A 13307-nucleotide genomic window follows, 5' to 3' on the forward strand; every position below is an offset into this window, starting at 1 on the left:
TCAGACAGCGCATGAAGAAGTAGGCACGATCGTTGATATCCAATCATTGGGAGTCTGCCCCTATCTCACGTGCGGTTACCCGGACAGGCTCCTAGTCGCTGCATTTTCACCACGAGGTTGCACTCTAGCTGCATACTGGACTTCGGAGTTGGTATCTTCAGTAACGACCGCGACCGCTACTGGAGAGCGGAGGTCAGGTCCTTAATGAGACTCACGACCCACGCCCAGATCAACAATCCGAGTTCAGCTCGAAGCTGAAGTTGACTGTGACCTTGATTGCGACCACCTCCTTCAGAGGCAGGCCGGCGGCGTGTACTCCGGGTCAAAGGGTAACACGGAACACGCTTTCAGGTCAGTCGAATCCTGTAGGTGTGTTCCGTGTTTCGTTCGCAAGTCTTCGACTGACTGGGCGGGACCTTCCCTCCGCTGCCGGTTGCGATGTCGTGTGGCAAGGCGCGGCAAGCCGCGAGCAACCCCGGGTGACGTGCGCGGACATCGGTGTAATGGGAAAGGAGCCCGCGGCGTGGGGCCCTGGGAGGCCGCAAGTTGCCGCCACAAACCTGAAGCGTGGTCGCAGCACTGCCTGAACAGACTGGGACGACCACTATCGCATAGCGGAGATCATAGCCCTTGTGCGACGCACGAGCCACGTCCGAATCACCGATCCGGCGTTCAGCTCAAGGCTGATGTAGACTGTGGCCTTCACTGCGGCTACCGCCTTCCAGAGGCGGGCCTGCGGCAACTACTCCCGGCCACATGCTAACACGGAACGCGCCTTCGGGTCAGTCGAACGCTGGAGGCGCGTCCCGTTTTTCGTTCGCTAACATTCGACAGCGCGTTGACCCACTCGACCGCAGTGCCGCACTCACGTAATACTGAGTGTGGCCGCCGGAGCCCGTTGGGTGCTCAAGGACGGCCGCGCAGCGTCGCCCGTCTGCCCAAGCAGGTACGTGGCGGTGAGTCGGCCCCGGCGGCCTGGGCAACACGGGTGTTCTCCTCGATCTGGGCCTGGCAGAGCGCCAACTGAGCCTGCAGCCGAAGGGCCTCTGCCCGCGTCTCGCCCAGCTGCCACCCGAGGAAGCCGCCAACCACCCCACCGACCAAGCCAAGAAAGATCGTTTCCTCCCTGTTCAGGCTCTGCGTCAGGAGCGGGTTGATCAAATAGCCTACCAGATAGCCGATCAGTGCTCCGGTTGTCGCGTACAGGTAAGCCACTCTGCCCGCCCGAAGCCAGACGCGCGCCGCGTGCTCCCGAAGATAGCCCGGAAAATACCTGTCCACGTCACGTCCTCCCCGATCCATCTCCGGTGCCAAAACCCATTCCTCGTAGATTGTTGCAAAATTAACGGTCGCCTGTCAACACAGGCGACCGCGTTCGCGTCTACTCACTGAACAGCGCATCCGCAAACTGCTTCGGGTCGAACGGCTGCAGGTCGTCGAGCCGCTCGCCCACGCCGATGAACTTCACCGGCACCTGCACCGTGTCCGTGATCGCCACCACGACGCCGCCTTTGGCCGTGCCGTCCAGCTTCGTCAGGGCGATGCCGGTGACGCCGGCGACCTCCTTGAAGAGCTTCGTCTGCTGGATGGCGTTCTGCCCGGTGGTGGCGTCCAGCACCAGCAGCGTCTCGTGCGGTGCGCCCGGCACCTCCCGGCCGAGCACCCGGGCAATCTTGCCCAGCTCGTCCATCAGGTGGCCCTTGTTGTGCAGCCGGCCGGCAGTGTCCACGATGAGCACGTCAGCCCCCCGCTCCTTCGCCACCTGCACGCCGTCGAAGGCCACGGCCGCCGGGTCCGCGCCCTCGGCCCGGGCCACCACCTCCACACCGGCCCGCTCGCCCCAGACCTTCAGCTGGTCGATGGCCGCCGCGCGGAAGGTGTCCGCCGCAGCCAGGATGACCTTCATCCCGCGGTCCTCCCGCAGGTGGCGGGCCAGCTTGCCGATGGTCGTCGTCTTGCCCACGCCGTTCACGCCCACCACCAGGATGACGGTGAGGCCGCCCTCGTTCAGGTTGAGCGGCGCGACCTGAGAGCCCAGCCGCTCGGCCACCAGCTCCTTCAGCAGCGGCAGCAGCTCGTCGCCGTTCTTCAGCCCCCGCACGCGCGCCTGCCGGCGCAGCTCCTCCACCAGCCGGGAGGAGGTCGTCACGCCCACGTCGCCGCGGATGAGGGCCTCCTCCAGCTCGTCGAACAGCTCGTCGTCGATCTTGCGGAAGACGCTCATCACCGTGTTCACCTGGCCGACGAGCGCCTCTTTCGTCTTCTGCAGACCTGCCTTCAACCGGTCAAAGAATCCCACAGGGCTCGCTCCTTCGCAAAGACTCCGCTTGCTCTATGCTCCCCGTTGTGCGGAAGCGGAAACCGCCCGCCGGGGCCGGGGTCAGTTCAGGACAGCAGCCAGTTCAGGATCGACTCCACCCCGAGCAGGATGATCACCAGGAGGGCGATCAGCACCCCGTAGACCCAGCCCGGCAGCCGCCGCCCATCGTGCTCGACCGGCCGCCCGCTCTCGTCCAGCTGAATGTCGTCCTTCGCCATCTAGCTCGCCTCCGTTTCGATGTCCACCAGCCGGACGGAGACCACTCGGGAAACGCCAGTCCCCTCCATGGTCACCCCGTACAGCGTGTCTGCCACCTCCATGGTTCCCCGTTGATGCGTGATGCATATGAACTGGCTTTCCCGGGACGCGTTCTGCAGGTAGCGGCCGAACCGCTCCACGTTGGCCTCGTCCAGCGCCGCCTCCACCTCGTCCAGCACCACGAAGGGCGACGGCCGCACCCGGAGCAGGGCGAAGAGCAGGGCGATGGCCGTCATCGCCCGCTCGCCGCCCGAGAGCAGGCTCAGGGGCTGCGCCTTCTTGCCCGGCGGCTGGGCGATGATCTCGATGCCCGTCTCCAGCAGGTCGTTCTCGTCCACCAGCTGCAGGTCGGCCTTGCCGCCCTCGAACAGCTCGCCGAAGACCTGCTGGAAGGCCCGGCGGATCTCCTGGAACGACTCGTAGAAGTGGGTCTTGATCCGCTTGTCCAGCTCCTTGATCGCCCGATACAGCGAGGACTTCGCCTCCTCCAGGTCCGCCTCCTGCGCCTGGAGGAAGGCGAGCCGCTCCCGGGCGTTCCGGTAGTCGTCGATCGCCTGCAGGTTCACCGGCCCCAGCTCGCGGATCTGCTCCCGCAGCGCGGCGATGCGGGCCCGGGCAAACTCCGTCTCCTCCTCCGGCAGCGCCCGCTCCAGGGCCGCCGCCGGCGTCAGCTCATACTGCTCTGCCAGCCGGGCCACCAGCCCCTCCTGCTCCGACGTCAGGCGGGCCTCCTCCACCTCGCCCTGCTGGCACCGGTTCTGCAGCTCGGTCTGGCTCCGGCGCAGGCTGCGCAGCTCCCGCTCCCGGGCATTCACCTGCTCCTGGGCGGCCAGCTTGCGGGCCTGCACGCTGTCCCGCTCCTCGGCCAGGCGGGCCCGGGACAGGGCCGCCTCCTCCGCCTCGGCGCGGGCTGCCTCCAGGTCGGCGGCCAGCTCCTCCAGGCGGGCGGCGAGCGCCGCCTGCTCCTGCTCCCGCTGGTCGCGGTCGGCCAGCAGCCCCGTCCGCTCCGACTCGGCGCGGCGCCGCTGCGCCTCCACGCCCCGCAGCTGCTCCTGCAGCCCGGCGAGGCGCACCTGCACGTCCGTGAGCTCCTGCCGCCGCCGGGCCAGCGCCTCGTCCCGCTGCCGGCCGTCCGCCGTCAGGCGGCCGACCTCGGCCTCCAGCGCCTCGCGCTCCGCGCCGAGGAACGCCAGCTCCTCCCGCAGCGCGGCGGCGGACTCCCGGGCCGCCCGGATCTCGGCCTCGATGGCCGCGCCTTCCTGGGCGTGGGTCTCCAGGAGCTGCGCCCAGCGGCGCGCCTCGTCGGCCAGCCGCTGCTCGTCTCCCTCGGTCTGGGTCAGCCGTGTCTCAAGAGCGCGCAGCCGGCCCTCGGCCTCCTGGATCCGCTGGCCCAGCGCCGTCCGGCGCGCCTGCTCCGCCTCGTAGGCCGCACGGGTCTCCTGCAGCTCGCCCTTGAGCGCCGCCAGCCTGGCCGTCAGCTCCTCCCGCTCCCGCTCGCGGGCCAGCAGGCCCGAACCCTGCCCGCCGGCAGCGCCGCCGGTCAGGGCGCCGCCTGCGGCCAGCAGCTCGCCGTCCAGCGTGACCACCCGGAAGCGCTGGCCGGTCTTGCGGCCCAGCGCCAGCGCGGCATCCAAGTTCTCCGCGATCAGGGTGCGGCCCAGCAGCGCGGCGATGGCGGGCCGGAAGCGCTCCTCGAAGCGGACCAGGTCGATGGCCACGCCCAGGATGCCCGGTGCCCCTCGGAACTCCCGCTCCTCGTCCGGCCGGTAGGACTGGGGCCGGATGGTGTTCAGCGGCAGGAAGGTCGCCCGCCCCCCGCCGGTGCGCTTCAGGTGCTCGATGGCCGCCTTGGCGCCCTCGTCGGTGGCGGTGATCAGGTTCTGGACCGCGCCGCCCAGGGCCACCTCGATCGCCTTCTCGTACCGGGCCTCCGTGCGGATGACCTCGGCGACGGCCCCCAGGACGTCGGCCGCCCAGGGGGCGCCCTTCTCCCGCCCCTGCAGGACGGTGCGGGGCCCCCGTTGGTAGCCTTCGAACCCGCTGATCAGTTCCTCGATTGCGCCGAGGCGCGACGAGGCGGCCTGGATCTGCTCCCTGAGCTCCGCGTGCCGGGCCTGCAGCGCCTGGAGGCGCCGGTCCGTGGCGTTGCGCTCGGCCGCCAGTTCGGCCAGCTCCGCCTGGTGTGCGGCCCGCTGCCGCTCCAGTTCGCCCCTGGCCTCGGCCAGCTGCGCCGTGCGCTCGCTGGTCCGGGCGGCGTCCGACTCCGCCCGCTCCCGCTCGGCCTGAAGGCGCGCCAGCCGCCGGGCAGCCTCCTCGGCCGCCCGGTCCGCAGCCTGGGCGCCGTTGCGCTTCTCGGCCTCCAGCTGCAGGACGGCGACGATGCGGTCCTTGCGCGCCTCCACCTCAGCCTGCGCCGCGAGGCTGGCGCGCTCGGCCTCCTGGCACGCGGCCTCCAGGGCCTCCAGCTCTTCGCACAGGCCGGCGGCATCCTGCCGGACCGCAGCCTCCCGCTCCGCCAGGCCCGCCAGCTCGGCCTCCACCTGCTTGAGCCTCCCCGACAGCGCCTCCAGCTCGCGGGCGAGGCGCGCCCGGTCGGCCTCCACGGCCTGCTGCTGCTGCTGGGCCAGAGCCAGGCGCCCCTCGGCCCGCTCCTGCCGGCCGGCGGCCTCGGCGAGCTGAACGGAGAGCACGCCCAGCTCCTCGTCCAGCGCGGCGACCAGCTGGCGCGCCACCTCCAGGGCCTCCTCGGCGGCCTGCATCCGCTGTGCGACGTCCGCCGCCTTCTGGGCGAGGGCGGCGTTCTCGGCCCGCTGCTGCTCCAGCCTGGCCATCACGCCCTTGAGCTGGTAGGCGAGCAGCCCGACGTCCAGCCGGGTCAGCTCCCGGTCCAGTTCGGTGTAGAGGCCGGCCTTCTCGGCCTGCTGAGCCAGCGTGTCCATGTTGGCGGTCAGCTCGCCGATGATGTCCGTGATGCGCAGCAGGTTCTGCTCGGTCTCCTGCAGGCGGCGCTGCGCCTCCCGCTTTCGCGCCTTGTAGCGGGAGATGCCGGCGGCCTCCTCGAACAGGGCGCGCCGGTCTTCGGGCTTGGAGGAGAGGATCTCGTCGATGCGCCCCTGCCCGATGATCGAGTAGTTCTCCTTGCCGATGCCGGTATCCAAGAAGAGGTCCTGCACGTCCTTCAGCCGGCAGGGGACCTGGTTGATGAAGTACTCGCCCTCGCCGGAGCGGTCCACCCGGCGGGTGATCATGACCTCGGTGAAGTCGAGGGGCAGGGCGCCGTCGCTGTTATCCAGCACCAGCGAGACCTCGGCGAAGCCCATGGCCCGCTTGCCGTCGCTGCCGGCGAAGATGACGTCGGCCATCGACCCGCCCCGCAGCGCCCGGGCGGACTGCTCGCCCAGCACCCAGCGGATCGCATCGGACACGTTGGACTTGCCGGAGCCGTTGGGCCCGACAACGGCCGTGATGCCAGGGGTGAATTCCAGCTCGGTCTTTTCCGCGAAGGACTTGAAGCCAAAGATCTCCAAACGCTTCAGGTACAATACTCGCTGCCTCCTCAACCAAGGAGGGCGCCCGCTTGCCGCGATCCAGGCGCCTCGTGCGACTGCTCGTATTCGACAGCAAGGCAGAACTCTCCTGCGCGGGCCGCCCCCCGCACCGGCGGGCACGAAACGAGCCGCCTGCTCTGCCGTGCAGGCGGCTGTTCCTCTTGCTCGGTTGTGCTGCTACCGTGGTTCCACGATGAATCGGATCGCTGTGCGCTCCTCGCCTTCGATGGCGATCTCGGCAAAGGCCGGTACGGCCACGAGGTCGATGCCGTTCGGTGCCACGTACCCCCGGGCGATCGCAATCGCCTTAACCGCCTGGTTGACCGCTCCCGCTCCAACAGCCTGAACCTCAGCGCTGCCTTTCTCCCGCAGGACTGCAGCAAGAGCACCTGCTACCGATTTCGGGTTCGACGTTGCTGACACCTTTAGTGCTTCCATAACCATTCCCCCCATTACCAGAACAGCGCTGCATAGAATATAGGTATCCCTTATTGTCTATTCGATGTCGTTGTCCTTTTTCCCTCTATCGTCGTAAAGATTTCTCTAGGAATATAGCGATCAATTCGAATAAAGACCGGTCCGGTACCCCGTGAGGCCACCCGGGCGGGCTAGCCCGGGCGGTGCTCGCCCGTCAGCGCCTGCCGTGCGGCCTCCTGCTCCGCCTCCTTCTTGTTGCGGCCCCACCCCGTGCCCAGCAGCGTGCCCTGGTAGTACACGCCCACCTGGAACCGCTTGAGGTGCGCCGGCCCTTCCTCGAGGAGCAGCCGGTACTCGGGGGCCATCGCGCCCTCGCGCTGCAGCCGCTCCTGGAGCTGCGTCTTGTAGTCGACCCGCACCTGCCCCTGCCGGGCGGCCTCCACCAGCGGCCCCAGCTCGCGCAGCACGAAGCGCTGCGCCGCCTCCAGGCCGCCGTCCAGGTAGAGCGCGCCCACCAGCGCCTCGAAGCCGTCCGAGAGCGTGGAGTCGCGGTCCCGGCCGGTCACCGCCTCGCCCCGGCCGAAGCGCATGCGCTGCCCGAGCCCCAGGGCGCGGGCGCGGGAGGCCAGCGACGGCTCGCAGACGACGGCCGCCCGGATCCGCGTCAGCTCGCCCTCCGGCAGGTCGGGGAACTGCGCGTACAGGTGTGCGGCGATCACCATACCCACCACGCTGTCGCCCAGGAACTCCAGGCGTTCGTTCGCCCGGGCCTTCGGGTGCTCGTTGGCGTAGGTGGTATGCGTAAGGGCCTCCAAGAGCAGCGATTCGTCCTTGAACTCGTGGCCCACGGCCTGGGCGCACCAGGCGCGCCGTTCCGGGTCCAGTACGGACACGGCCATCCCTCCCGGAGATGAAAAGCCCCGCACCGCCGCTGCAGTAGTTGCGCGTCGTTACGGGACTTTGCACGTACAGTCGGTCATTCGCACGCTACTTGTGCTCTTTGATGTAGGCCACCGCTGCACCGACGGTGGTGAGCTTCTCGGCGTCCTCGTCGGGCACCTCGATCTCGAACTCCTCTTCCAGGGCCATGATCAGCTCCACGATATCCAGGGAGTCGGCGCCGAGATCCTCGATGAACGAGGCCTCGGGCGTCACCTCCTCCTCCTCGACCGACAGCTGTTCGACGATAATCGCCTTCACCTTTTCGAAGATCGGATCCGCAGACATGGGCAGGTTCACCTCCTCTCAAGGTATCGGCACCCAGTACCGGAAAGTGCTAGTACATGGTCAGGCCACCGTCGACCGCGAGGGTCTGCCCGGTGATATACGCTCCCCCGGGACCGGCGAGAAAAACCACCGCCGCGGCGACGTCTTCGGGCCTGCCAAAACGCTCGAGGGGAATCTGCCGGAGGAAGTTCTCCCGCTGCTGCTCGCTGAGCTCCAGCAGCATGCCGGCGTCAATGGCGCCCGGGGCCACGCAGTTCACCGTGATGTTCCGGCTGCCCAGCTCCCGTGCCACCGACCGGGTGAGCCCGACCAGGCCGGCCTTCGCGGCCGAGTAGTTGGCCTGCCCGGGGTTTCCCGCCAGCCCGGCCACGGATCCGATGTTGATGATGCGCCCGCTCCGGGCCTTCATCATCGGGCGGGTGACGGCCTTGATGCAGAGGAAGGCGCCCTTCAGGTTCGTGTCGAGCACGTCGTCCCAGTCGGACTCCTTCATCCGGGCCAGCAGGGTGTCGCGGTTGATGCCGGCGTTGTTCACCAGGATGTCGACCCTGCCGAACCGGTCCAGCGCCGCCTTCACCAGCGCCTCGGCGCCCTCGGCCGTCGACACGTCGGCCTGCACCGCCAGGCCGGCCGACCCGGCCTCCTCGATCTGGCGCACCAGGGCCTCGGCCTTCTCGGCGCTCCGGGCGTAGTTCACCACCACGGAGGCCCCTTCCCGGGCCAGGGCCAGCGCGATGGCCTGGCCCAGGCCGCCGGTGGCGCCGGTAACAATTGCCACCTGATCAGATAGGTTCATCTTAGCAGACCCTCCCCAGGGAATCAAGCACCCGCGCCAGGGAGGCCGGGTCCTCCACGTGCAGGGCGGTCGCGCCCTTGTCGATCTTCCGCAGGAAGCCGGTGAGCGTCCGGGAGGGGCCCACCTCGATGAAGGTATCCACCCCGTCGGCGATCATGCGGCGCACCGACTCCTCCCAGCGCACCGGCCGGGAGACCTGCTCGATCAGCAGGCGCCGGATCTCGCCGGCCTGCGTGACGTAGTCGGCGGTGACGTTGGCCACCACCGGGATCTGGGCGTCGCGCAGCGGAACCGCCGCCAGGGCCTCGGCCAGCCGCTCACCCGCGGGCGTGAGCAGCCGGGAGTGGAAGGGCGCCGTGACGGAGAGCCTGACCGCCCTCCCGCCCGCGGCCACGGCCAGCGCCATGCACCGCTCCACCGCCGGGGTGTGGCCCGAGACCACCACCTGGCCGGGGCAGTTGTAGTTGGCCCCCTCCACGTGGAGACCGGTCTCCCGGGCCGCCTGTGCGCAGAGTTCGTCCACCTGCTCGGTGGGCAGCCCCAGGATCGCCGCCATGCACCCGACGCCCAGCGGCACCGCCTCCTGCATGTAGGTGCCCCGCAGCCGCACGAGGGGTACCGCCTCCTCGAAGGTCAGCACCCCGGCGGCCACCAGTGCGCTGTACTCGCCCAGCGAGAGGCCGGCGGAGACGTCGGGCCGGATGCCCTGCTCCTCCAGGAGCTCCAGGCAGGCCACCGAGAGCGCCAGGATGGCGGGCTGCTGGTTTGCCGTCTTCTTCAGTTCCTCTTCCGGCCCCTCCCAGCAGAGGCGGGTCAGATCGAAGCCGACCAGCTCGTTCAGCTGCTCGAAGCGGCGGGCGACGGCGGGATACTGACGGGCCAGCTCCAGGCCCATGCCCACGTACTGGGCGCCCTGCCCGGGGAAGAGGAAGCCGATTTTCGCCATGCCGATATAGCCTCTTTCCTACAGAGTGTTCGCTCCGATTATCGACCAGCTGGCCGCCGGTCTAGTCAACCTCGTGGAAGATGATGCCCAGGGCGCCCGGTCCTGCGTGGCAGGCCACCACGGCGCCGAGGTCCCCCACCAGGTACTCCTCCACCTGGTAGTGCCGCTTGACCTCCTCGCCCCACGCCCGCGCCTCGTCGGGCGACTGCGTGTGGACGATGGCCAGACGGATGCGCCGGCCCGGCGGCACGCGCTGCTGCATGATCTCCTGGGCCCGGGCCAGCACGCGGGAGCGGCCGCGCACCTTGTCGGCGGGCGCCACCACGCCCTCCCGGTCCACCTGGAGGATGAGCTTGAGGCCGAGGAGCGAGCCCAGCAGCGCCTGCGCCTTGCCGATGCGGCCGTTGCGCTGCAGAAACTCCAGCGTGTCGATGGTGAAGAGGATGTTCATCCGTTCGCAGGTCGCCTGCGCCCAGGCGACGATCTCCTCCCGGCTCTTCCCTTCCCGGGCCATGCGGGCCGCGCCGAGCACCACCAGGCCGAGGCCCAGCGAGACGGTCCGGGAGTCGATCACGCTGATGCGGGCCTCCGGCAGCATCTGCGCGGCGATCTGCGCCGACTGCGACGTGCCGGACATCCGGGACGAGATGTGGATGGAGACGATCTCGTCGCCCGCCTCGTGGATGCGCCGGTAGCGCTCCAGGAAGTCGCCCGGAGCGGGGTTGGCGGTGCTGGGATGGTGGGGGCTCTCCTTGAGCTTGGCCCAGAAGCCGGCCGAATCCAGGTTCACGCCGTCCAGGTACGACTCCGGGCCGAAGTTGACTGTGAGCGGCACCACCTCAATGCCGTACTCCTCGCAGAGCGCCTTCGGCAGGTCGGCGGTGCTGTCGGTGACGATGCGGATCCCCATCTCCGGTCCTCCCCCTTTGCTCTGTCTGCCCCCCTCGGAGGCTTTCGCCATCTCTATCGCTCCCGGCGAGCGCCGGGGCGGATCACACCCGATCACCCATCGCCCCGGTGCGGCGCCGGAGCGCCCCACACCGTCTCTGTCGCCCCCGGCGGCGCCAGGGCCTCACCGACCCCAGCGGAGCGCCAGGGCGCCCCACACCAGTCCGGCCCCGAAGGAGACGCAGACGACCCGGTCGCCGTCCTGCAGCCGTCCCTCCTCCAGCGCCTCGGCAAGAGCCACGGGAATCGAGGCCGACGAGGTGTTGCCGTAGCGGTCGAGGTTGACCACCACCCGCTCCGGGTCGAGCCCCAGGCGCTTCACCGCGCTGTCGATGATGCGGGTGTTGGCCTGGTGCGGCACCAGCAGGTCGATGTCGGAGACGCCGAAACCGGCCTTCTCCACCACCTGCACGGTCGCCTCGTTCATGACCCGCACGGCGAACTTGAACACCTCGGAGCCGTTCATCTGTACGTAGTGCAGCCCCCGGGCCACCGTCTCGGGCGACGTGGGCATGCGCGAGCCGCCGGCCGGGATGTTCAGGTGGCAGGCCCCCGATCCCTCCGAGCCCAGCACGGAGGCCAGGATGCCCCGCCCCTCCGAGACGGGCTGCAGCACCGCGGCGCCGGCCGCATCGCCGAAGAGCACGCAGGTGCTCCGGTCCTTCCAGTTCACCACCTTGGAAAGCAGTTCCACGCCGATCACCAGGGCACAGTTGTAAAGCCCCGTGGCGATCGACTGCTGCGCCATGACGACGCCGTAAACCCAGCCCGGGCACGCCGCCGAGAGGTCGAAGGCGGCGGCGCCGTGCGCGCCGATGGCGTCCTGCACGAGGACCGCGGTCGCCGGGAAGGGCATGTCGGGCGTGACGGTGGCGCAGATGATCAGATCCACCTGATCGGGCGTGACCCCGGCCTGCGCCATGGCCTTCCGGGCCGCCCGGATCGCGTAGTCGGAGCTGGCCTCTTCGGGGGCGGCGATCCGGCGCTCCCGGATGCCGGTGCGCGTCCGGATCCATTCATCCGAGGTCTCCACCATCCGCTCCAGCTCCTGGTTGGTGAGGACCCGTTCAGGCACCGCCGCGCCGATGCCGGTGATGCCAACGGGGCGCAAACTCATCCTGGGGAATCCCCCTTGTCCTTGGGTTTCTGTGCGGGCAGCTTCGCCACAGCGTCTGCCAACCGGCCGATGACGTCGCCCTCCAGGGCGAGCTTCATCACCCGGATGCCGCTTCGGATGGCGTGGGCGTTGGACGAGCCGTGGCACTTGACCACCGGGGCCTTGAGTCCCAGCAGCAGGGCGCCGCCGTACTCGGTGTAGTCGAACCGCTTGGCCATCTGCTTCAGACCCGGCTTGGCCAGCGCCGCCCCGATCGAGGTGATGGGCGACGAGGTGAGCGCCTGCTTCATGGCCTTGAACAGCGCCATGGCCACGCCCTCGTAGGTCTTGAGCAGCACGTTGCCGGGGAAGCCGTCGGCCACCACCACGTCGGCGCCGCCGAAGGGCACGTCCCGCGCCTCGATGTTGCCGATGAAGTGGACGGACTCGAGTTCCTGCAGGAGCGGGTACGTGGCCTTGACCAGGGCGTTGCCCTTCTCGGCCTCGGTGCCGTTGCTCAGCAGCGCCACCCGGGGCCGGGCCAGGCCCAGGATCTGCCGGGCGTAGATGTCGCCCATCAGGGCGAACTGCACCAGCCACTCGGGCCGGGCGTCGGGCGTGGCGCCCACGTCCAGCATGAAGACGGGCTGCTCCACCGTGGGCATGATCGTGCCCAGGGCCGGCCGGTCGATCCCCTTCATCCGACCGATGCCCAGTGTGCCCACCACCACCAGGGCGCCGGTGGAGCCGGCGCTCAGCAGGGCGTCGGCCTGCCCCTCCTTCACCAGCCGCGCGGCGACGGTGAGGGAGGCGTCCTTCTTGGCCCGGACGGCCTTGGTGGGCTCCTCGTCGGGCGTGATCACCTCGGTGGTGTGCATGACCTCCACGTTGGACGGCAGGCCGCCGGCCTTCTGGGCCTCCGCCCGGATGCGCTGCTCGTCGCCCACCAGCACGAACCGGAGTGACGTCCACTCCCGGGCGGCGGCGATGGTGCCGGCCACCTCCGGAGCGGGAGCGGCGTCGCTGCCCATGGCGTCTACTGCGATGCGAAAGCTCATTCGTTAGCGCCTCCCGCCACCCGGGCCGGGTCCACCGCAAACACGGAGAACTTGCCGCGGAATACGTTTTCGGTGCCCACACGGGTCTCCACCAGCACCACGTGCTGGTTCCGCCGCCGGCGGATCACCTCGCCCTTGGCCACCAGCTTCTCGCCGACGGTCACCGGCCGTTTGAACTTGACGTTGGCCAGGCCCGTCAGCACCACGTCGGCGTCGATGAGGGCGATGGCCAGCGACTCGGCCTGGGCGAAGATATACTGCCCCCGCACCACCCGGCTGCGCTCGAAGACCATGTCCTCGGTGGTCTCGAGGATCGAGATGCCCCGCTCGCCCAGGGTGATGTCGATCAGCTCGCCGACGATCTCCTTGGACCCCATGGACTTGACGATGCCGTAGGTGCGCTCGGCCACCGACTTGGTGCGCTCCCTGAGCTCGGGAATGCCCAGGGCGAGCCGGTCGAGCCGGATCGTCTGGATGCTGACGCCGAAGATGTGCGCCAGTTCCTCGTCGCTGAGGAAGGGGTTGTCGCGGATCTTCTCCCGTAGAGCCGCCTGCCGATCCCGCTTCTTGAGCCCGGTGTTCACGGAAGACCACCTCGCCTTTCTCACGCCGCCGCTGTTGCAGGTGGTGGATGGCACCTGTCCCGCCATCCGGTCATAGCAGTTGCTGTGGCATGCCGCTTCTAAAACGAGG

The 13307-nt window shown here is 69.2% G+C and carries 13 protein-coding genes; all 13 read right to left on the minus strand.

Annotation, left to right across the window (positions count from 1 at the left end):
• Nucleotides 1-906: 906 nt before the first annotated feature.
• Nucleotides 907-1281 (minus strand): hypothetical protein, encoded by a 375-nt coding sequence (locus tag J2Z79_RS13170; protein ID WP_209467359.1) that lies wholly within the window; start codon nt 1279-1281, stop codon nt 907-909.
• A 100-nt stretch (nt 1282-1381) separates the two neighbouring features.
• On the minus strand, nt 1382-2299 hold the full coding sequence (gene ftsY / locus J2Z79_RS13175; RefSeq protein WP_209467360.1) for a signal recognition particle-docking protein FtsY: 918 nt from the start codon (nt 2297-2299) through the stop codon (nt 1382-1384).
• 86 nt (nt 2300-2385) lie between these two features.
• Nucleotides 2386-2538 (minus strand): hypothetical protein, encoded by a 153-nt coding sequence (locus J2Z79_RS13180; protein ID WP_209467361.1) that lies wholly within the window; start codon nt 2536-2538, stop codon nt 2386-2388.
• Nucleotides 2539-6120, minus strand: coding sequence for a chromosome segregation protein SMC (gene smc / locus J2Z79_RS13185; protein ID WP_209467362.1), 3582 nt, complete (start codon nt 6118-6120; stop codon nt 2539-2541).
• A gap of 183 nt (nt 6121-6303) precedes the next feature.
• Nucleotides 6304-6564: a stage V sporulation protein S gene (locus J2Z79_RS13190; RefSeq protein ID WP_209467363.1), complete on the minus strand. Its 261-nt coding sequence runs from the start codon at nt 6562-6564 to the stop codon at nt 6304-6306.
• A gap of 170 nt (nt 6565-6734) precedes the next feature.
• Nucleotides 6735-7442 (minus strand): ribonuclease III, encoded by a 708-nt coding sequence (gene rnc, locus J2Z79_RS13195; protein ID WP_209467364.1) that lies wholly within the window; start codon nt 7440-7442, stop codon nt 6735-6737.
• Between the two features lie 88 nt (nt 7443-7530).
• Nucleotides 7531-7770, minus strand: a complete 240-nt coding sequence (acpP, locus tag J2Z79_RS13200) for an acyl carrier protein (RefSeq protein ID WP_209467365.1) — start codon at nt 7768-7770, stop codon at nt 7531-7533.
• A 49-nt stretch (nt 7771-7819) separates the two neighbouring features.
• Nucleotides 7820-8566, minus strand: coding sequence for a 3-oxoacyl-[acyl-carrier-protein] reductase (fabG, locus tag J2Z79_RS13205; RefSeq protein WP_209467366.1), 747 nt, complete (start codon nt 8564-8566; stop codon nt 7820-7822).
• A 1-nt stretch (nt 8567) separates the two neighbouring features.
• Entirely contained in the window at nt 8568-9512 is a 945-nt protein-coding gene (fabD, locus tag J2Z79_RS13210; protein ID WP_209467367.1) for an ACP S-malonyltransferase, read from the minus strand.
• Between the two features lie 61 nt (nt 9513-9573).
• Entirely contained in the window at nt 9574-10422 is an 849-nt protein-coding gene (locus J2Z79_RS13215; protein WP_209467368.1) for a DegV family protein, read from the minus strand.
• 162 nt (nt 10423-10584) lie between these two features.
• Entirely contained in the window at nt 10585-11577 is a 993-nt protein-coding gene (locus tag J2Z79_RS13220) for a beta-ketoacyl-ACP synthase III (protein WP_209467369.1), read from the minus strand.
• Nucleotides 11574-12614: a phosphate acyltransferase PlsX gene (gene plsX / locus J2Z79_RS13225; RefSeq protein ID WP_209467370.1), complete on the minus strand. Its 1041-nt coding sequence runs from the start codon at nt 12612-12614 to the stop codon at nt 11574-11576. Before plsX ends, J2Z79_RS13220 begins: the two co-directional genes overlap by 4 nt.
• Nucleotides 12611-13198 (minus strand): transcription factor FapR, encoded by a 588-nt coding sequence (gene fapR, locus J2Z79_RS13230; protein ID WP_209467371.1) that lies wholly within the window; start codon nt 13196-13198, stop codon nt 12611-12613. Before fapR ends, plsX begins: the two co-directional genes overlap by 4 nt.
• Nucleotides 13199-13307: the final 109 nt, after the last annotated feature.

It is taken from the genome of Symbiobacterium terraclitae (genome assembly GCF_017874315.1).
Classification (GTDB): domain Bacteria; phylum Bacillota; class Sulfobacillia; order Symbiobacteriales; family Symbiobacteriaceae; genus Symbiobacterium; species Symbiobacterium terraclitae.